Here is a 20,608-nt window from a genome sequence, read left to right on the forward strand (position 1 = left end):
CGTTGCAGGAGATCGACCATGACTTCCGTCGTCATTGCGGGTTATGCCCGCTCCCCCTTCCACTTCGCCAAGAAGGGCGCGTTGATCGACGTGCGCCCGGATGACCTCGCCGCGCAGACGGTGAAGGGCCTGGTCGCGCGCAGCGGCCTGGATGCCCGGCTGATCGAGGACCTGATCATGGGCTGCGCCTATCCCGAGGCCGAACAGGGCATGAACCTGGCGCGCATCACCGGCTTCCTCGCCGGGCTGCCGGAGACGGTGGCGGGCGCAACGGTGAACCGCTTCTGCGGCTCGTCCATGACCGCCATCCACTTCGCCGCCGGGCAGATCCAGCTCGGCGCGGGCGATGCATTCATCTGCGCGGGCGTGGAGTCCATGACCCGCGTGCCCATGGGCGGTTTCAACGTCTCGCCCAACCCGCGCCTGCTGGAGGAGTTCCCGCAGGCCTACATGCCCATGGGGCAGACCGCCGAGATCGTCGCCGAACGCTTCGGCATCTCCCGCGATGATCAGGAGGCCATGGCGGTGGACTCCCACGCCAAGGCCGCGCGTGCCCGCGAACAGGGGAAGCTGGCCGCGGAGATCGTGCGGATCGACACGCCCAACGGCGTGGTCGGCGAAGATGGTTGCATCCGTCCCGGTACCAGCCTCGAAGCCCTGGCACAGCTCAAGCCGGCCTTCGGCGGCAGCGTCACCGCCGGCACCGCCTCGCCACTCACCGACGGTGCAGCGGCAGTGCTGGTGTGCAGCGAGGCGTTCGCCCGTGAACACGGCTTGAATATCCTGGCGCGGATCAAGGCGGTTTCCGTGGTCGGTTGCCCGCCGGAAATCATGGGCATGGGCCCGCTCTACGCCACCCGCAAACTGCTCGACCGCGCCGGCCTGCGCATGGCCGACATCGATCTGGTGGAAATCAACGAGGCCTTCGCCAGCCAGGCCCTGGCCTGCCTGCGCGGGCTGGAACTGGACATCGACCGGGTCAACCTGCACGGCGGCGCCATGGCCATCGGACATCCGCTGGGCGCTACCGGCGCGCGGATCACCGGCAAGGCAGCGGCGCTGCTGAAGGAAAGCGGTGGGCGCTATGCGGTGGCGACCCAGTGCATCGGCGGCGGGCAAGGCGTGGCAACCTTGCTCGAAGCCGTTCGCTGATCACCACGAACGTAGGGCGTATAACGCTCCGCGTTATACGCCGATTGACCTTGGTCCCAACGCACCCCGGATCAACCCCGGAGCCGCCGATGAAGCCTGGTGTATCGGCGTACAACCGCGAACGGTTGTACGCCCTACGGTGCCAGAGACATCCCGACGCTGGGAAAAACATCGCGGACTTCGTCCGCGATCCTCTGTCAAACCACGCCCGGGCCTGTCCCGAATCACCTCCCCTCGCCCGCCCTGCGTTAGAATGACACCCAGCATTCCATGATCCGCAGGAGACATCGGTCATGCGTTACTCCGAAGACCACAAGGCCCAGACCCGCGAACGCATCATCAACGAGGCGGCGCAGCGTTTCCGCAGCGAAGGCGTCGACGCCACCGGCCTGCAGACGCTGATGAAGGCACTGGGTCTGACCCACGGCGGTTTCTACGCGCACTTCAAGTCCAAGGACGAGCTGGTGGAGATCGCCCTGCAGCAGGCCGCCGAGCAACTGCGCCCGGTCGTTGACCAGCAGTTCGAGAAGCAGGACCCGCTGCCCGGCTTCATCGACCAATACCTCTCCGCCAGGCACCGCGCCGCACCGGGCAAGGGCTGCCCGCTGCCGACCATCTCGGCCGAGCTGGGCGCGCGCGGCCATGCCAGCTCCACCACCGACGCCATCGTCCAGGCGCGCATCGATGCCATCGAGAAGGCGCTGCCGAGCGAGCATGCCGACGACGAAAGCGTCGCCCTGCTCGCCACCCTGGTCGGTGCGCTGGTGCTGTCGAGGAGCGTGGCCGATCCGGAGCTGTCCGACCGTATCCTGGACAGCACCCGCCGGCATCTCAAGCGGGAGATCGGGGCGGCGGAGTGAGCCGCGCGACCGCAGCGGCAGACACCTGTAGGAGCGGGCCACGCCCGCGATCCGCCGGCAGGGCCGGCGTCCCACCTGTTTGCGCAATCCATCGGCATTCACCTGACGCTTCACAAGCCGCCGCACAGGACTTCGCGGACAAGGTCCGCTCCTACGGTTGATTACCGGCCAATACGCAGCGCCCATAAAAAAGCCCCGGCACCAGGCCGGGGCAAGCGCTTTTCGCCACTCAACGAATCATTCAGTCAACCGCAATGCCGTAGCGCTCCGCCGGGGCGTTGCGCGACAGGTTCGGCGCCATCTTCAGCCGCGCGGCGGTGAAGGCTTCGAACTCGCCGGCATCCGGCAGCGCCGGCAGGGTCACCACTTCGCCCTGGGCCAGGCCCGCCAGTGCGGCATCCACCATGTGGTTCACGTCCATCAGCATTTCCGCCGGCAGCGCGGAGATGTCGGTGCCGGCGCGGTCCCAGATTTCGGTGCGGGTGGCGCCCGGCAGCACGGCCTGGATACGCAGGCCCAACGGCGCCAGTTCCTGCTGCATGGACAGGGTCAGGTTCAGCACGAACGCCTTGGTGGCGCTGTAGCTGCCGTTGAACAACTCCGGCGCCAGGGCCAGCACCGACGCGACGTTGATGATGGTGCCGCGTCCGCGCCCGGCGAATGCCTTGGCGGCAGCGCCGGCCAGGCGCGCGGTGGCGGTGACGTTCAGTTCGATCATGCTTTCCAGGCGGTCCAGGTCGGTGTCCAGCAGGGTGCCGTTGAGCGCCACGCCGGCGTTGTTCAGCAGCAGGCTGATGCTCTCGTCCTCACCCAGGCGGGCCTCGACGCGGGCGCGGTCTTCCCTGCGGGTCAGGTCGGCCTTCAGTACCTGCACCGAGACGCCGTACTGCTCGCCCAGGCGTGCGGCCAGGGCGTCCAGGCGTTGCTGGTCACGGGCCACCAGCAGCAGGTCGTAGCCCTGGGCGGCGAGGCGCTGGGCGTAGGTGGCGCCGATGCCGGAAGAAGCACCGGTGATCAGTGCGCGGCCCAGTTCGGATTTGGCATTCATGGTTCTTCTCCAGTGGGGCGAAGCGCCCGCATGCAAGGCTGGTCAGGGCCCGTGGGCCATGGGGAATGTCCGGCCCAATTGAATTACAGCCGTCATCTGAAGCTAGATATTATGCTCATAATATTATCTGTCAACACCGCTCATCCGAAGCCTGCGCATCACAGAAGATCGAAGGCCGCGCCCGGAGGCAACAACCGGGCTCCACAACAGATACGCACCAGAAAGCAGCGTCCCGCCTCATTTTTGAGCGCAGATCGGGCAAAAAAGGCCCATGAACCACCTGAGTTCGTTGCCACGGCGCGGAAAATGGCGGCTCTCCGGAGTTGGCACGGCATTCGCTTTTACCGATGCGTGCAGGAGTCATCCGGACCACCGGACAACGGCACCACAATCTGACAATGGATGACTAGGGTTCCGGCTCGCGCGGCGAGTGACTGGTCCGAGAGTCATCGACCTCCAGCGAGGTTACACGGCGGGACAAAAGCCCGGGAGATGCGAGCGCCATCAGTGCCGCCCGACTCCTGCCCGCCCGACAACCGACCTGGAGATTGTCCATGCGCAAGCCCCTTCTGACCGCCCTGCTCGCCACCGGTCTCGTCGCCTTCAGCCTCGGCGCCTCCGCCGCCGCGAAGAACAGCTTCAACCTCTGCTGGACCATCTACGCCGGCTGGATGCCCTGGGAGTACGCGGCCAGCCACGGCATCGTCGACAAGTGGGCGAAGAAGTACGGCATCGAGATCAAGGTCACCCAGCTCAACGACTACATCGAGTCGATCAACCAGTACACCGCCGGGCAGTTCGACGGCTGCACCATGACCAACATGGACGCCCTGACCATCCCCGCCGCCGGCGGCGTGGACTCCACCGCGCTGATCGTCAGCGACTTCTCCAACGGCAACGACGGCATCGTCCTCAAGGGCGAAGGCAAGACCCTGGCCGACCTCAAGGGCATGAACGTCAACCTGGTGGAACTCTCGGTCTCCCATTACCTGCTCGCCCGCGCGCTGGAAAACGCCCGCCTGACCGAGAAGGACGTGAAGACGGTGAACACCTCCGACGCCGACATCGCCGCCGCCTTCAACACCGACGAGGTGCAGGCGGTGACCACCTGGAACCCGATGCTCTCCGAGGCCCGCGCCAAGCCGGGCACCACCGAGGTGTTCAACTCCAGCCAGGTTCCCGGCGAGATCATGGACATGATGGTGGTCAACAGCGCGGTACTCAAAGACAACCCCGCCCTGGGCAAAGCCCTCACCGGCGCCTGGTTCGAAACCGTGGCTCTGATGCAGGGCGACAGCGCCGAAACCCGCGCCGCGCTGGAGCACATGGCCAAGGCCTCGGGCACCGACCTCGCCGGCTACCAGAGCCAGCTCGCCACCACCAAGCTCTTTGCCACCCCGCAAGAGGCGCTGGCCTTCGCCACCAGCCCGAAACTGCCGGCGACCATGGACAAGGTCGCGGCTTTCTCCTTCGCCCATGGCCTGCTCGGCGAGGGTGCGAAAAGCGCCGAAGCCGTCGGCATGAGCTTCGCCAAGGGCATCGCCACCGGCGATGCGCAGAACCTCAAGCTGCGCTTCGACCCGACCTACGTGCAGATGGCGGCGGAAGGGAAGCTCTGACCAGCCGGCTCCCGCCAGAGCCCCTCACCCTAGCCCTGGCTGCGCGCCCCGCTCCTGAGGGAGAGGGAACCGTTCGGTGCAGGTTGCAAGCATGGCCTCAGCCGGCACGGACAGCCCCCTCTCCCCCAGGGAGAGGGTTGGGGTGAGGGGAAGCATCGGCACGGACTCACGTGACGAAGTTAGCGGCCCTCAAGGCCCACGATAAACAGGTACACCCCATGCGCCTGATCAACCGAACCCCCGACCGCAGCGGCCGCCTGTTCCTGGTGCTGCTGCCCTTCGCCCTGCTGTTGTTTGCCTACCTCACCGGGTCGGCGTCGCGGCTGGCGGAGAACCCCAACGACAAGCTGCTGCCCAGCGCCGTGCAGATGGCCGACGCGGTGAACCGCCTGGCCTTCAGCGAAGACAAGCGCACCGGCGAAGTGCTGTTCTGGCAGGACACCGGCGCCAGCCTGCAGCGCCTGGGCGTGGGCCTGTCCATCGCCGCCCTGCTCGGCCTGGTGCTGGGCATCGCGGCCGGCAGCGTGCCGCTGTTCGGCGCGCCGCTCTCGCCCTTGCTCACCGTGCTGTCGATGATCCCGCCGCTGGCGATCCTGCCGGTGCTGTTCATCGTCTTCGGCCTCGGCGAGCTGTCCAAGGTGGTGCTGATCGTCATCGGCGTCGCCCCCTGCATCGCCCGCGACATCGAACAGCGCGCCCGGGAAATCCCCCGCGAGCTGCTGATCAAGGCGCAGACCCTGGGCGCCAGCACCTGGACGCTGATCCTGCGCGTGGTGCTGCCGCAACTGCTGCCGCGCCTGCTGATCTCCCTGCGCCTGATGCTCGGCTCGGCCTGGCTGTTCCTCATCGCCGCCGAGGCCATCGCCTCCACCGACGGCCTGGGCTACCGCATCTTCCTGGTGCGCCGCTACCTGGCCATGGACGTGATCCTGCCCTACGTGGTGTGGATCACCGCGCTGGCCTGGCTGATGGACTGGGCCCTGCGCGCCCTCACCCGGCGTGCCTTCCCCTGGTATGAAGGAGCCAAGGCATGAGCTTCATCCAGGTAAAGAACGTCTGGCAGGAATACGACGGCAACGTGGTGCTCGAACGCCTGAACCTCGAGGTGAACGAAGGCGAATTCTGCACCCTGGTCGGCGCCTCCGGCTGCGGCAAGTCCACCTTCCTGCGCCTGCTGCTCGGCCAGGAGCGCCCCAGCCGCGGCGAGCTGCTGCTCGAAGGCCGGCCGCTGGCCGCCGAGCCCGATCCGAGTCGTGGCGTGGTGTTCCAGCGCTACTCGGTGTTCCCGCACCTGTCCGTACTCGACAACGTCGTCCTCGGCATGGAACTGCCGCGCTCGCCGCTGCTCGGCCGGCTGTTCGGCAGCGCCAAGCGCGAAGCCCGCGAACAGGCCGCCGAACTGCTACAGCGCGTCGGCCTCGGCCATGCGCTGCAGCAGTACCCGAGCGCTCTCTCCGGCGGCATGCAGCAACGCCTGGCGATCGCCCAGGCGCTGGTGATGAAGCCCCGCGTGCTGCTGCTCGACGAACCCTTCGGCGCGCTGGACCCGGGCATCCGCAAGGACATGCACGCCCTGCTGCTGGAGCTGTGGCAGGAAACCCGGCTCACCGTATTCATGGTCACCCACGACCTCGCCGAAGGCTTCAGCCTGGGGACCCGCCTGCTGGTCTTCGACAAGGTCCGCCACGACCCGCAGGCGCCCAGCGCCTATGGCGCCCGCATCACCTACGACATCCCGCTCAACGCCGACCGCAAGGCCGCCCGCGCCGCCCTGCCCGAACCGCTCGCCGCGCGCCTGGAAACGGCCGCGCCGCTGCTCACGCCGGCCTACTGAGGAACCCGACATGAACGACCTGCGCACCACCCTTTACGAAGAAACCGTCCCCGGCGGCGGCCACACCTCCTTCGTCCTCAAGCGCGGCCAGCTGCTGCGCCTGACCGACATCGAAGGCGGCGGCAACGTCAGCCTGCTGCTGTTCAATGCCGCCGAGAAAAGCGAGCGGCTGAACCTGCCCGACAGCCTCAAGTGCCAGCACACCGCCAAGCTCACCGCCGGCCACTGCCTGTATTCGGACATGGGCCGCGTGCTGGCCGCCATCACCGCCGACAGCTGCGGCTGGCACGACAGCTTCGGCGGCGTGCTGAACGCCGCCGAGGTGCAGGAGAAATACGGCGCGGGCCGCTACCAGGAACTGCGCAACGGTTTCCACCGCAACGGCGTGGACAACCTGCTGGTGGAAATGGGCAAGTGGGACATGCGCCTGCAGGACCTGCTGATGTGCCTGAACCTGTTCAGCCGCGTGGACGTCGACGCCGACGGCTGCTTCCGCTTCGCCCAGGGCAACTCGAAAGCCGGCGACCATGTCGAGCTCTACGCGCCGATGGACACCCTCGTCGTGCTCACCGCCCTGCAGCACCCGCTGGACCCGAACCCGCACTACGCGCCCAAGCCCATCGGCCTGACCTGGCAGCAGGTCGCGTCGGACGGCATCAGCGTGCTCTGCCGCACCTCGCGCGCGGAGAACGGCCGGGGCTTCCACAACACCGAACGCCAGTACCTGTAAGGAGCGCGAGCATGCCCATCGTCCCCAGCGACAAACACCCCGAAGCCGCCGTCTCGCGCACCTTCATTCCGGCCGGCGAACCCAGCCTCACCGAACTGAAAGCCGGGCAGACCCTGCGCATCCTCGACCTGGAAGGCAACCAGGCGGTGGACACGCTGTTCTTCAGCGCCGCCAACCCGCGCGAGCGCTACGACGTGCAGCGCACCCTGCGCAAGCAGGGGCAGGTCTACCTCAGCGCCGGCAGCGTGCTCTGGTCCAACCTCGGCAAACCGATGCTGACCATCACCGCCGACACCTGCGGCCGCCACGACACCCTCGGCGGCGCCTGCGCCCAGGAGAGCAACACCGTGCGCTACGCCCTGGACAAGCGCTACATGCACAGCTGCCGCGACAACTTCCTGCGCGCCAGCCTGCATGACGGCCGCCTGACCAAGGCGGACATCAGCCACAACATCAACTTCTTCATGAACGTGCCGGTCACCGCCGACGGCGGCCTGACCTTCGAGGACGGCATCTCCGGCGCCGGCAAGTACGTCGAGCTGCTCGCGCACATGGACGTCATCGTGCTGATCTCCAACTGCCCGCAGCTCAACAACCCCTGCAACGGCTGGAACCCGACCCCGGCGGAGCTTTTGGTATGGGAATGAAGCAGCCACAAGCGGCAAGCGGAAAGCTGCAAGCGTTGCGGCACTGGCTCTTCATCCTCAGCCAGAGCCGAAGTGCCCAGTGCAGCCCGACGCTGAGAACCTGTAGGAGCGAGCTTGCTCGCGAACAGACCTCGTCCGAGCACCGGAGCTAGGCCGGGTTCGCGAGCAAGCTCGCTCCTACGAAGAGCACGTCACGCCACGGACGACCGTGGCGCACACCGAATGACGGCGGGACGGCCCGCCACCCCATGGGGACTTCCTCATGTTCGACAAGCTCCTGATCGCCAACCGCGGCGCCATCGCCTGCCGCATCCTGCGCACCCTGCGTGAGCTGCACGTAGAGGGCGTGGCCGTCTACTCCGAAGCCGACGCCGCCAGCCTGCACCTCCAGCAAGCCGACCAGGCCATCAGCCTCGGTGAGGGCCCGGCGTCCAGCACCTACCTGGTGGTGGAGAAAATCCTCGCGGCGGCCCGCGACAGCGGCGCCCAGGCGATCCACCCCGGCTACGGCTTTCTCTCCGAGAATGCCGCCTTCGCCGAAGCCTGCGAAGCCGCCGGCATCGCCTTCGTCGGCCCGACGCCGGAGCAGCTGCGCCTGTTCGGCCTCAAGCACACCGCCCGCGCGCTGGCCCGCGAACAGGGCGTGCCGATGCTCGAAGGCACCGACCTGCTGGAAGACCTCGACGCCGCCCTGCGGGCCGGCGAGCAGGTCGGCTACCCGGTGATGCTGAAAAGCACCGCCGGTGGCGGCGGCATCGGCATGCGCGTGTGCCGCTCGGCGGACGAACTGCGCGACGCGTTCGACGCGGTGAAGCGCCTGGGGCAGAACAACTTCAGCGACTCCGGCGTGTTCATCGAGAAGTACATCCAGCGCGCCCGCCACCTGGAAGTGCAGGTGTTCGGCGACGGCCAGGGCGAGGTGATCGCCCTCGGCGTGCGCGACTGCTCGGTACAGCGGCGCAACCAGAAGGTGCTGGAGGAAACCCCGGCGCCCAACCTGCCCGCCGGCATGGCCGAGGCCCTGTGCGCGGCGGCGATCCAGTTGGCGAAAGCGGTCAGCTACCGCAGCGCAGGCACCGTGGAATTCGTCTACGACAGCGAAGCGCAGCGCTTCTACTTCCTCGAAGTGAACACCCGCCTGCAGGTGGAGCACGGCGTCACCGAACAGGTCTGGGGCGTCGACCTGGTGCGCTGGATGATCGAACTGGCCGCCGGCGACCTGCCGCCCCTGGCCGAACTAGTCGCCACACTGCAACCCAGCGGCCACGCCATCCAGGCGCGCCTCTACGCCGAAGACCCCGGCCGCGACTTCCAGCCCTGCCCCGGCCTGCTCACTGCCGTGCAGTTCCCGCCGGCGGACGGCAAGGCGCTGCGCATCGACACCTGGGTCGAAGCCGGCTGCGAGATTCCGCCGTTCTTCGACCCGATGATCGCCAAGCTCATCGCCTGGGCGCCGACCCGCGAACAGGCCAGCGCCGGCCTCGACCGTGCGCTCGCTGACAGCCAGCTCTATGGCGTGGAATGCAACCGCGACTACCTGCGGCAGATCCTCGCGGATGCGCCTTTCGCCAGCGGCGCGCCCTGGACCCGCTGCCTGGAAGGCCTGCGCTATCGCGCGCAGACCTTCGAAGTGCTCAGCGCCGGCACTCAGACCAGCGTGCAGGACTACCCCGGCCGCCTCGGCTACTGGGCCGTGGGCGTTCCGCCGTCCGGCCCGATGGATGACCGCGCGCTGCGCCTGGGCAACGTCCTGCTGGGCAACCCCGAAGGCGCCGCCGCGCTGGAAATCACCATGGGCGGCCCGACCCTGCGCTTCAACACCGACGCGGTGGTGGCGGTCACCGGCGCAGTGCTGTCGATCAGCCTGGATGGCGTCGAGCAGCCGATGGACACCTCGTTGTTCGTTCCTGCCGGTTCCACCCTCAGCCTCGGCACGGTAGGCGGCGCCGGTGCACGCAGCTACCTGTGCCTGCGCGGCGGCCTACAGGTGCCGGACTATCTCGGCAGCAAGAGCACGTTCACCCTCGGCCAGTTCGGCGGCCACGGCGGCCGCGCCCTACGGGCCGGCGACGTGCTGCACCTGGCGGAACTCACCGACAACCGCCACGGCGAAAGCCTGCCACCCGAACTGCGCACCGACCTGCCGGCCGTGCGGCAGATCCGGGTGATCAACGGCCCCCACGGTGCGCCGGAATACTTTACCCCGGCCTACATCGACACCTTCTTCACCACGGACTGGGAAGTGCACTTCAACTCCAGCCGCACCGGCGTGCGCCTGATCGGCCCGAAGCCGGAATGGGTGCGCGAGAGCGGCGGTGAGGCCGGCCTGCACCCGTCGAACATCCACGACAACCCCTACGCCATCGGCGCGGTGGACTTCACCGGCGACATGCCGGTGATCCTCGGCCCGGACGGCCCGAGCCTGGGTGGCTTCGTATGCCCGGTGACGGTGATCGAGGCCGATCTCTGGCAGCTCGGGCAGCTCAAGGCGGGGGACAAGGTGCGGTTCCTGCCTGTATCCCTCTCCGAAGCCCGCGAAACAGCCGCTCTTTGTAGGAGCGAGCTTGCTCGCGAACCGCATGTCACCGGAGTGCCAAGGGAAACTCCGTTCGCGAGTAAGCTCGCTCCTACAGTCGCACAGCCTCACTCCTCCGCTGGCCTCACCTCCCCCATCGTCCTCGACCTCGGCCAGGACGACACGCGCCTGGTCGCCCGCCTCTCCGGCGACACCCACCTGCTGCTGGAAATCGGCCAGCCCGAGCTGGACCTGGTCTTGCGCTTCCGCGCCCACGCCCTGATGCAGGCACTGGAAGCGAAAGCCCTGGCCGGCGTGATCGACCTCACCCCCGGCATCCGCTCGCTGCAGGTGCACTACCAGCCGGAAACCCTGCCGCTGCAAAGCCTGCTGGAGACCGTCGGCGGCCTGTGGGATGCCGTCTGCGCCGCGCGGGACCTCAAGGTGCCGTCGCGCATCGTGCACCTGCCACTGTCCTGGGACGACCCGGCCTGTCAGTTGGCCATCGAGAAGTACATGACCACCGTGCGCAAGGATGCGCCCTGGTGCCCGAGCAACCTGGAGTTCATCCGTCGCATCAACGAGCTGCCGGACCTGGAGGCGGTGTACCGCACCGTGTTCGAAGCCAGCTACCTGGTGATGGGCCTGGGCGACGTCTACCTCGGCGCGCCGGTGGCCACGCCGCTGGACCCGCGCCACCGCCTGGTGACCACCAAGTACAACCCGGCGCGCACCTGGACCGCGGAAAACTCCGTGGGCATCGGCGGCGCTTACATGTGCGTCTACGGCATGGAAGGCCCCGGCGGCTACCAGTTCGTCGGCCGCACCCTGCAGATGTGGAACCGCTACCGCGAAGTCGCAGCGTTCGACGGCAAGCCCTGGCTGCTGCGCTTCTTCGACCAGGTGCGGTTCTACCCGGTGTCGGCCGAAGAGCTGCTGCGCATCCGCCGCGACTTCCCGCTCGGCCGCTACCCGCTGCGCATCGAGCACAGCGAACTGCGCCTGGCCGACTACCAGCAGTTCCTCGCCGAGGAAGCCGAGAGCATCGCCGCCTTCCGTAGCCACCAGCGCGCCGCTTTCGATGCCGAGCGCGAACGCTGGATCGTCTCCGGCCAGGCGCACTTCGAGAGCGACGAAGCCGCCGTCGAGAGCGGCGAGGAGGCCCCGCTCGGCGCCGGCCAGCACGCCGTCGAGAGCCACATCGCCGGCAACCTCTGGCAGGTACAGGTGGAAGCCGGCGCCAGCGTGAAGGCCGGCGACATCCTGGTGATCCTCGAGTCGATGAAGATGGAAATCCCCCTCACCGCCCCGCGCGACGGCGTGGTGCGCGAGGTCCGCGTGCAGCCCGGCTCGCCGGTGCGTGCAGGGCAACGGGTGGTGGTGATGGAAGAAGCCTGAACCGACATAACCGCCGTTGCGCAGGCCCCCTCACCCTAACCCTGGCTGCGCGCCCCGCTCCTAAAGTGGGAGAGGGACCGTTCGGAGCGGGGCCAGGCACCGGCCTCAACCTGAAACCACGACACGCACCACTGTGTGAGTCGTGCTTGGAAACAGATACCGCGCCGGCCTGCTCATCCCCCTCTCCCTCCGGGGGAGGGCCGGGGTGAGGGCAATCCGAGCGAATAACTGACAGGCCCCAAGGAATCCCAACCATGCCCACCACCTTCGACCTCCGCCTCGCCACCCTGCGCGCCGCCTACCGCGAAGGCCGCACCACCCCGCGCCAGCTGATCGCCGAGTTGCGCAACAAGGCCGCCGCGCTGAACCCCGACTACCACCTGTTCATCCACCTGCTGACGCTGGACGAGCTGGAGCCCTACCTCGCCGCGCTGGACGACCAGTCGCCGGATAAATTCCCGCTCTTCGGCATCCCCTTCGCCATCAAGGACAACATCGACCTCGCCGGCATCCCCACCACCGCCGCCTGCCCGGCCTACGCCTACACGCCGGAGACATCCGCGACGCTGGTGCAACAGCTGATCGACCTGGGCGCCATCCCCCTGGGCAAGACCAACCTCGACCAGTTCGCCACCGGCCTCAACGGCACCCGCTCGCCCTACGGCGAATGCCGCAACAGCGTGCTGCCGGAGTACCCGTCGGGCGGCTCCAGCGCCGGTTCCTCGCTGGCCGTGGCGCTGGGCGTGGCGAGCTTCGCCCTGGGCACCGACACCGCCGGCTCCGGACGCGTGCCGGCGGCGCTCAACGGCCTGCTGGGGCTCAAGCCGAGCAAGGGGCTGCTGTCCAATACCGGCCTGGTGCCGGCCTGCCGTACCCTGGACTGCATCACCTACTTCACCGCCAGCGCCGCCGAGGCCAGCGAGCTGCTCGCCCTCACCGCCCGCCTCGACCCGCAGGACGGCTACAGCCGCGCCAACCCGGCCTGGAACGACGCCAGCGCCTTCGGTGCGCCCAGGCCCTTCCGCTTCGGCGTGCCCCGCGCCGGGCAGCTGGAGTTCTTCGGCTGCCATGAAGGCCCGGTGCTGTTCACCGACGCAATCGACCAGCTCAGAGCGCTGGGCGGCGAGGCGCGGGAAATCGACTTCGCGCCCTTCCTCGAAGCCGCGCGTCTGCTCTACGAAGGCCCCTGGGTGGCCGAGCGCTACAGCGTGGCGGGTGCGCTGATCGAACGCGATCCGCAGGCCGTGCTGCCGGTGATCCGCGACGTGCTGGCGAAAGCGCCGGGCGCCACCGCCGTACAGGCGTTCCGCGCGCAGTACCGGCTGCAGGAACTCAAGGCACGGTGCGACGCGATCCTCGCCGATCTCGACTGCGTGCTGACGCCCACCATCGGCCGCCCGGTGACGCTGGACGAGCTGCACGCCGAGCCGGTGAAGCGCAACTCCGAGCTGGGCTACTACACCAACTTCATGAACCTGCTGGACTACGCCGCCGTGGCCGTGCCCAGCGCGATCATGGACAACGGCCTGCCCTGGGGCGTGACCCTGTTCGGCCGCGTCTTCACCGACCAGTACCTGCTCGGCGTGGCCGACGCCCTGCAGCGCCGGCACAACCTGCCGCTCAGCGGCGGCAATGCCATCGCGTCGGCGCCCTCGGCCAACCCTGCACGCAACGACCGCGCGCGCCTGGTGGTGTGCGGCGCGCACCTCGACGGCCTGGCGCTGAACGGGCAACTGCGCCAGCGCGGCGCCCGCCTGCTGCGCGCCACCCGCAGCGCGCCGGCCTACCAGCTCTACGCCCTGGCCGGCGGCCCGCCGCTGCGTCCTGGCATGTTGCGCGTGGCCGACGGTGGCGTGGCCATCGAGGTGGAAGTCTGGGAACTGCCCAGCGCCGCACTGGGCTCCTTCCTCACCGGCATCCCGGCGCCGTTGGGGCTGGGCAAGGTGCAACTGGAAGATGGCAGTTGGGAGACCGGCTTCATCTGCGATGCGTGGGGCCTTGACGGCGCCGAAGACATCAGCCACTTCGGCGGCTGGCGGGCATGGCTGACAAATCGCGGTTGAGGTTCGCTTTCGGCCAAGGGCGGACGTTTGCACAGGGAATGTGCGGCGCCGTGCAGATATGGAAAGGCAGCGGGATCAACGAGTCAGGAGCCGTCTCAAACCTTGAACGACCCCTGGGTTCCGGCAGCGAGAAGTGCGCGCTCGCGGCTCAATGGTTTCAGAATCCCGCGATGACCTGATACGTACTGATAGAGGTAGTACTGTCCCTTGTTGTCGAAGAAAATCCGGTAGACCTCGGAAACCCTATTGGCATGACCATGAGATGTTCGCTCGACCAACACCTCATAGGTGCCAATCCGGAATGCATCGAGGGTGTCCTGGAAGTCCTGGGTCAGATCGATCTTCATCTGGCGAGCGATGCGGTAGTCCGTCAGCAGCGCGAGCACGGCCAGTACGGGCAGTCCAACGACTGCGGCACCGCCTAACACCAACAAGAAGAATCCTTTCATGGCACGCCTCCCTGACATTACCGCTATCAGGAATAGCTCCCCCGGATTGTTGCCTCAAGTCTTTCGCGACGTCGCCGCAGGCTCGCACTGCCGACCCGTTGCGGGCCGGCATGCGTCGCCGGAGGGAGCAGAGAAGCCGACGCCCGGCCGGTTTTACTCCTGGACCGCCCAGCGGTTGAGCCAGCTCCAGCGGTGCGGGAAGCGTGCCTTCAGGCCCAGGCGGTCGACGCGCCAGAAGGCCGGCCACTCATCGCCCTTGACCCGTGCCAGCAGGCGCAGGTTGCGGTTGGGGGCGCTGAAGGCCTCGCGCAGTTCCACCGGCACCGGGGCCGCATCCTCCACCATGCGCACCACCTCCGCCTGCAGCCATTTGCCGTCAGGCAGGCGCACGCGGAACGGCTGGCCGGGCGACGCGTATTCGGCGAAGCGCGGATCGAGGTAGATCCAGATTTCGGCGTCGCCCAGGCGCTGCAGGCGCATCAGCAAAGTGCCGGGACCGACGTTCTCGCCCTCGCCCACCATGACTTCGCTGATGACCCCGGAGTCGCTGGCCTTGAGCTCCAGCCCTTGCAGGCGCGCCTGCAGCCAGTCACTTTCCAGCCGGCGCTGGCGATCCAGGGTGTCGTCCCCCGGCTGCGACTCGCGCCGGTCGAACTCCACCAGGTCGCGCTGGCGGCGGTCACGCTCGTCCTGGGCCTGTTGCACTTCGCCCCGGGTCGCCGCGCCGGCGGCGAGCAGGCCGCGCAGTTGCTGCAGGCGGCTGTCAGCGCTATTGAGCAGGCGTACCAGCGGCTCGCGCTCGCGTTCGCTGAGGGTCCGACGCCCCGGTGCCGCAGGTGTCGCCTTGGCAGGGTCGGCCAGCAGGGCCAGGCGCGAGCGCCATTCGGGGTTGTCCATCTGCATCAGCAACTGGCCGGCCTGCACCTTGTCGCCGGGGCGAACCAGTATCTTCGCCACCTGCCCCGCCTCCCGTGCGCGCAATTCGCTGGACGGCAGGTGCAGCTGCGCGGGGGCCTCGATCAGCCAGAGGCCGAGCATTTCGCGCCCCACCAGGAACAGCAGCGGGCTGGTCACCACGAACAGGATCAGATACCAGCGCAGCTTGAACGCCATGCGTTTGCCCGGCGCGTAAAGCACCTTGAGGCCCTGGTCCTGGGTGGGCTGTTGTTCCTTGGGGCTGGAGAATCGAATCTTCATGGGATGCTCAATGCGGGTAATGGGACCAATCTTGCCAATCGATGCCGGAGACTCCGGCCGCCTGCAGGCGCGTGCGCCAGCGCTCCACCTGCTGCTGCAGCTGGACGCCCGACGCCCCGGCCCAGGACTCCTCGGCCGACAGTTGCGGCTCGACGCTCTGCGCCAGCCGGAATCGCAGCGCCGGCCAACGCCGGGCGATGGACGCCGCAAGGTCCGCGCTGCGTTCGGGGTTACGGGTGTAGATCATCAGGCTGACCTGTTTCACGCCGCGTCCGGGCAAGGCACAGGGCACGCACGGGCCACCATGGGACTCGGCGAACCAGCGCGGGTGGCTGGACAGTTCCAGCGGCCAGTAATTGAGCTGAGCGACGGCGCCCGTGGTATCCAGCCAGTCCTGCAGACGGCTGTCGGGTACCGGCCAGCCGAGCTGCTCGACCTCCAGGTCCAGGTGCACGGCGTCGAATCGCACATCGCGAAGCTGGCCGAGCAGCGCCAGCAGGTCCTTGCGCCCATCGGCCGACAGCCACGCCGGGTCGCCCAGCAGCAGGACGACCTGCATGCCCTGGGCACGGGCATCGGCAAGGGTGCCGTCGAGCTGCTTGCGCAGGGCCGGGATATCCGCCACCTGACGCGCGTCGAGCCCGACATACAGGCGCTGCATACCGGCGCCGCGCAGCGCCTTCAGCTCGGCACGGCGGGTATCGGGCTGCAACAGGGCCTGGCTCTTCCACAGGTACACGCCCTGGTTCCAGGCCGCGTCCCGCGACGGGTTAGCCTTGCTCGGGGCGTTGCCTCCGGTCTTCGCCTGGGCGCCTGCCGGCGGCTGCCAGCCGAGCGTCTGCACGCCGAGCAGCGGGCTCAGGGCCTGGTCATCGTCGACGAACATGCGCAGGGCGGCTTCGCGCAACCAGGCGGCATGCCACGCGGCAATCAGGCGCATGCCGTTGTCGTAGCGCTCCAGCTCCACCGCCTGCACCTCGGCCAGCGAGCCTTCGGCCGAACGATCCGCACGCAGGCGCTGCTCGCGCAGGGCCACCGACGAGACGGCCAGTTGCTCGCGCTCGCGCTCCAGGTCCTCCACCGCCCGCCGCTGGTCCTGCAGGGCCTTGCCCAGGGCTTGCAGCAACTGCTGGCGCTCGGCGCCCAACCGGGCCAGGGCGGCCTGATGGCGTGCCTCCCCTTCCCGCCCACGGGCCTGGCCGTAGGACATCAGGTCGAAGGGCGTGGAGAAGTTGAGGCTGGCGACCAGCCCATTACCGGTACTGGTGGCTCCGCTGCGGTCCTCGAAGCTCTGCCCGACGCTGAAGCTGGAATCGATGCTGTCGTACCAGGGCGACTTGCGGTTCTGCTCGGCCTGGCGCAATTCATCCTTGCGCTCCTGCAGGCGCGGATGGCCTTCCAGTGCCTGGCGCCAGCTGGTCAGGGGCTGCACCTGTTCCGCCAGCGCTTCCGCCTGGGCCTGCTGACTGGGGGTGATATCCAGGCCGGAGAGTTCGGCCAGGCTGGCGCGGGTGTCATCCATCATCCGCGAGTTGGAGGCACAACGACGCTGCAGGGACTGCCAGCGGCCGTCGAGCAGTTGCGCCTGGGACGGCAACAGCCAGCCCTGGCGCTGACGCAGGGCCAGGCGCTCGCGGGCGCTCGCCGCGTCGGGCAACAGGGCCTGGCACCAGCGATTTTCCTCTTCCGCGCGCCACCAGTCGGCATAGGCGCTGCGCAGCGCCAGCCGCTGCTCGGCCTTCTGCAGCAGGCGGCGGGAGCGCTGCCGCTGCTGGTCTAGCTCGACCGCGGACACCGCCTGCATCTGCCGCCGCAGGCTGCCCAGCAAGGGGTGGCGCAGGCCCAGCGCGAGGCTGCGGCCGTAGTAGGTGTCGATCACGTCTTCGGTCACCAGCTCGCGGTAGTGCCCGGCGCTGCCCGCGCCGTACCACTGCCAGCCCGCCTCGGCCTCGCGCTGCTCCTTGAGCGCGTCCAGGGCCCGCAGGTCGGCGGCATTGGCTTGCAGCACGGCACTGTCGTCGGCGCTGTCGAGCACCCGCGACAACGGCAGCACGTCGGCCCGGGACAGGCCGGCAGCCAGCAGCAGGGAACCCAGTAGCAGGGATCGCATCATCAAATCAGAACCTCTTTGCCTTACGCAGCACCCACCAGGGCGCCATGCTGGTTTCTTCATGGCCGCGGCGCAGGGCCTCGTTGAGCATGGCCACGGCGCTCCACAGGCGCATGACCAGCATGAACAGGGGGAAGACGAAGACCACCGGGAACAGTTTCAGGTCCTGGCGCGGACGCTCGGAAACCAGCACCAGCATGGCCAGGTACAGGAGCAGGGTCATGCCCAGGTAGACCAGGTAGATCAGCGACGCCAGCGCCAGGAAGCGCGGCAGGGGCACGACCAGGGGGCCGATCACGCAGTAGCCGAAGATGATGAACGGCAGCACCAGCTGGAAGAAGAAGCCGGTGACCAGCGTCATCAGGAAGTTCGGCCAGCCCAGCAGGCGCGGGTTGAAGCTGTGGCGATGCTTGCGGATGTACAGGAAGTACAGGTCGCCATCCCAGCGCAGCCGCTGCTGGAGGAACTGCAGGAACTTCACCGGCGCGTCGGTATGGCCGATGGCGCCGGGCTCGAACGGGATGCGCAGGGGCCGGCGGCCGAAGTAGTTCTTGATCCGCAGGGTGATGTCCAGGTCTTCGGCCGTGTGGGTGTCCCAGCCGCCGATCTTGTCGAGGAAGCTGCGGCGGAACGCGCCGAAGGCACCGGACACGTTGTTCACCAGGTTCCATTCGCTCAGGCCGATCTTGGCCATGTGGATCGACAGCTGGTACTCCAGCGCCTGCATCGCCGTGGTCAGCGACGCCCAGGCATTGCGCACCCGCAGGCTGCCCGCCACCGCCGGCACATCCGGGTCGGCGAAATGGCGGACCATGCGGCTGACCATGTCGTTGTCGAACGAAGTGTCGCCGTCCAGCGCCATGATCACCTCGCCCGTGCAGTGCGCCAGGCCAGCGTTGAGCGACGACACCCGGCCGCCGCGCTGCCACTTGGCGATCGGCCGCAGCAGGCGTCGCGGGTGCAGCGTCGGGTCGACGCGGAAGTCCCGTACCGCCTGCATGGTCGGCTTGTTGACCGCCGCGCCGTCGACCACCGGGATCATCTCGATGTAGCCCGGATAGGTCTGCTCGCACAGGCTCAGCAGGGTCTTCTGGACGTCGAGTCCTTCGCTGTAGCAGGTGATGATGCACGACACCCGAGGGCGGAAGCCGTTGTCCTTGGGCAGCTCGAACGGCTTGCGCATGAACCAGCGCAGCACGCCGATCAGCACCATCAGGTTGAGCGGCACTTCCAGCAACAGGAGGGCCGGCAGCAACATGAAGGCGGCCTGGAAGAACCCGTCGCTACGGGCGAACTCCCCGAGCAGCAACAACCATTGTTCGATGAACGCTTCCATGCTTCAGCCCAGTTGTCCCCCCAGTCGGGCCAGCAGCAAGGCAGCGTCTTCCTGCTCCAGCTGGTCGTCCGGCGCGGTGAAGCCCGCCAGGCGCACCTCGATGCGCGTCGCTCTCTCCAGGGTCAGGCGCTCGGCACCCTTGGCCAGGCGCTGGCGCACGACCTCCAGGCCGGCGGCGTCGGTTTGAGGCATGAGCACCCAGAGCACTTCTTCGCTCATGCGTGAGCAGCGGTCGGTCTCGCGCACGGCTTCCTGCAGGCGCTCCACCAATCCGTCCACCAGGGCGTGGCCACGCATCTCGCCCAGTTCCGCGAGGGTTTCCAGCAGGTTGACGAAGCGCAGCCCGAGCAGCGAGAACGGCGGGTTGCGGTGGCGCGCGGTCAGTTGCAATTGCCAGGTGAGCAGCTCCAGGAAGGCCTGCCGCGGCAACAGGCTGAGGCTGCCGAATCGCTCCATGTTCGCCGAGGTGGCGGCGAAGCCCTCGCGGCAGCGCAGACGCCCGGCTTCGGCAATGCGGAAATGACGCACCTCGCGCACCCGCAACTTGTCCGGCTCATGGTGCTGCCCGCAATCCAGGCAGCGCGCGTCCACGGCGGCGTCGACGAAGAACGCCTGGCAGCTGCGGCAGCGGTAGTTCTCCAGCGGGCGGTCGTAGTCGCTGCCGATGTGGCGCAGACGGGTCAGGCAGTTCGGGCACATCAGCAAGCCGTCCTTGAGGAAGTGCTCCTGAGGGCCGACGTGACCGCAGGTGAAGCAATGCAGCGACGGCTGGCGGCCGATATCCAGGGCGTGGCATTCCGGGCACACGTCCACGTAGTTCAGGCGGCCCGAACCACAACTGGTGCACAGGCGCAGGCGGTCCAGCAGTTCGCCTTCCTCCAGCCAGCCCTGCTGGCCCATCAGCTGCAGCCAGGAGAAGGGATTGACCTCCTCGCTGTCGCTCAGGGCTTCGAGGATCGGGTAGCGGTAATGCTGGGGTACGGAGGTATCGCGCACGGCGTGCACGTCGCCGCGCGAGCGCAGCCAGAGCCAGGCCAGCACGCGCTCCTCGAAGCGCGCGGGCGCCTGTCCCTGGTTGAACAGGCTGAAACGCTCGCGCCACAGGCGCCAGAGCGGCGTGATGGCGCCGGTGTCGGCGGGCGGCGCACCATCGCTCAGCGCAACGCACCAGGGGTCAAGATCCTGGCAGCAATAGATCAGGACGAAGCGATAGCGCGGATCCTGGCGCAGGCTGCGGAGCATCTGTCCGGCCTGGGCGCCAGGCATGTCGAGGAGCAGCACATCGTAGGTCGATGCCGACTGCAGGCTGGCCAGATCGGCGAAATGATCCAGCTCAGCGCCGCTGTAGCGGGAAGAAAGGGTGCCAACAACTGCGGCCAGGGGTGACGCGGTATTCATGAAAAATCTCTGCGAGTTGTCCTTAACCTGGCAGTCAATCATAGCAAAAACACATCAGGAGCGCGGCGTTAATTTGTCGCAGCAATTGTAAAACGGTATTTTTCGCCAGATTATTGGCGGTAATTTACCGTCATACAACACTGACTCTAGCGCGCTGTCACTTGATACGACGCGCCTTCCGCAGCCTCTTGCGCTGTATCCAGCACAGGCGAGAGTTCACGAGCGGCGGCTGCCAGAGACCATCCAGCACTT

15 protein-coding genes and 1 riboswitch are annotated in these 20,608 nt (G+C 67.8%); of the genes, 9 read left to right on the top strand and 6 right to left on the bottom strand.

The annotated features are described in order from the left end of the window. The first annotated feature begins 18 nt into the window (after positions 1-18). Together J5M67_RS11900 and J5M67_RS11905 are read left to right on the top strand one after the other, a co-directional pair. Positions 19-1,152 carry a thiolase family protein gene (locus J5M67_RS11900; protein WP_207885520.1) on the top strand — a complete coding sequence of 378 codons (1,134 nt, stop codon included), beginning with the start codon at positions 19-21 and terminating at the stop codon, positions 1,150-1,152. Between the two features lie 293 nt (positions 1,153-1,445). Next, positions 1,446-2,012 carry a TetR/AcrR family transcriptional regulator gene (locus tag J5M67_RS11905; protein WP_207885521.1) on the top strand — a complete coding sequence of 189 codons (567 nt, stop codon included), beginning with the start codon at positions 1,446-1,448 and terminating at the stop codon, positions 2,010-2,012. A 241-nt stretch (positions 2,013-2,253) separates the two neighbouring features. Here the strand turns inward: J5M67_RS11905 and J5M67_RS11910 are convergent, their stop codons facing one another. Beyond that, positions 2,254-3,060 (bottom strand): SDR family oxidoreductase, encoded by an 807-nt coding sequence (locus J5M67_RS11910; protein WP_207885522.1) that lies wholly within the window; start codon positions 3,058-3,060, stop codon positions 2,254-2,256. Between the two features lie 395 nt (positions 3,061-3,455). Next, positions 3,456-3,554, top strand: a riboswitch (guanidine-I (ykkC/yxkD leader). 60 nt (positions 3,555-3,614) lie between these two features. Between J5M67_RS11910 and J5M67_RS11915 the strand changes: the two genes are divergently transcribed. The 7 genes from J5M67_RS11915 to atzF all read left to right on the top strand — a co-directional run bounded on the left by J5M67_RS11915 (position 3,615) and on the right by atzF (position 13,866). Next, a complete protein-coding gene (locus tag J5M67_RS11915; protein ID WP_207885523.1) occupies positions 3,615-4,679 on the top strand; it encodes a putative urea ABC transporter substrate-binding protein in 1,065 nt (354 codons plus the stop codon). A 218-nt stretch (positions 4,680-4,897) separates the two neighbouring features. Beyond that, positions 4,898-5,713 (top strand): ABC transporter permease, encoded by an 816-nt coding sequence (locus tag J5M67_RS11920; RefSeq protein WP_207885524.1) that lies wholly within the window; start codon positions 4,898-4,900, stop codon positions 5,711-5,713. Further along, the gene (locus tag J5M67_RS11925; protein WP_207885525.1) at positions 5,710-6,513 is read left to right on the top strand and encodes an ABC transporter ATP-binding protein; all 804 of its coding nucleotides are present in this window, start codon (positions 5,710-5,712) and stop codon (positions 6,511-6,513) included. The genes J5M67_RS11920 and J5M67_RS11925 overlap by 4 nt, the downstream gene beginning before the upstream one ends. 10 nt (positions 6,514-6,523) lie before the next feature. Continuing rightward, positions 6,524-7,243 (top strand): urea amidolyase associated protein UAAP1, encoded by a 720-nt coding sequence (locus J5M67_RS11930; RefSeq protein WP_207885526.1) that lies wholly within the window; start codon positions 6,524-6,526, stop codon positions 7,241-7,243. An 11-nt stretch (positions 7,244-7,254) separates the two neighbouring features. After that, positions 7,255-7,890, top strand: a complete 636-nt coding sequence (locus J5M67_RS11935) for an urea amidolyase associated protein UAAP2 (RefSeq protein WP_207885527.1) — start codon at positions 7,255-7,257, stop codon at positions 7,888-7,890. 262 nt (positions 7,891-8,152) lie between these two features. After that, positions 8,153-11,803, top strand: a complete 3,651-nt coding sequence (gene uca / locus J5M67_RS11940; RefSeq protein WP_207885528.1) for an urea carboxylase — start codon at positions 8,153-8,155, stop codon at positions 11,801-11,803. Positions 11,804-12,057: 254 nt separating this feature from the next. Then, entirely contained in the window at positions 12,058-13,866 is a 1,809-nt protein-coding gene (gene atzF, locus J5M67_RS11945) for an allophanate hydrolase (RefSeq protein ID WP_207885529.1), read from the top strand. Positions 13,867-13,961: 95 nt separating this feature from the next. Here atzF and J5M67_RS11950 read toward each other — a convergent pair whose 3' ends face one another. The 5 genes from J5M67_RS11950 to J5M67_RS11970 form a co-directional block, all read right to left on the bottom strand. After that, the gene (locus tag J5M67_RS11950) at positions 13,962-14,315 is read right to left on the bottom strand and encodes a hypothetical protein (protein ID WP_207885530.1); all 354 of its coding nucleotides are present in this window, start codon (positions 14,313-14,315) and stop codon (positions 13,962-13,964) included. A 153-nt stretch (positions 14,316-14,468) separates the two neighbouring features. Continuing rightward, the gene (locus J5M67_RS11955; RefSeq protein ID WP_207885531.1) at positions 14,469-15,512 is read right to left on the bottom strand and encodes an HlyD family secretion protein; all 1,044 of its coding nucleotides are present in this window, start codon (positions 15,510-15,512) and stop codon (positions 14,469-14,471) included. A gap of 7 nt (positions 15,513-15,519) precedes the next feature. Next, positions 15,520-17,625, bottom strand: coding sequence for a TolC family protein (locus J5M67_RS11960; RefSeq protein ID WP_207885532.1), 2,106 nt, complete (start codon positions 17,623-17,625; stop codon positions 15,520-15,522). A 4-nt stretch (positions 17,626-17,629) separates the two neighbouring features. Next, the gene (locus J5M67_RS11965) at positions 17,630-18,958 is read right to left on the bottom strand and encodes a glycosyltransferase (RefSeq protein ID WP_207885533.1); all 1,329 of its coding nucleotides are present in this window, start codon (positions 18,956-18,958) and stop codon (positions 17,630-17,632) included. A 3-nt stretch (positions 18,959-18,961) separates the two neighbouring features. Then, the gene (locus J5M67_RS11970) at positions 18,962-20,356 is read right to left on the bottom strand and encodes a diguanylate cyclase (protein ID WP_207885534.1); all 1,395 of its coding nucleotides are present in this window, start codon (positions 20,354-20,356) and stop codon (positions 18,962-18,964) included. Between the last annotated feature and the right edge of the window lie 252 nt (positions 20,357-20,608).

Origin of the sequence: Pseudomonas sp. 30_B (genome assembly GCF_017491605.1) — a bacterium.
Taxonomy (GTDB): domain Bacteria; phylum Pseudomonadota; class Gammaproteobacteria; order Pseudomonadales; family Pseudomonadaceae; genus Pseudomonas.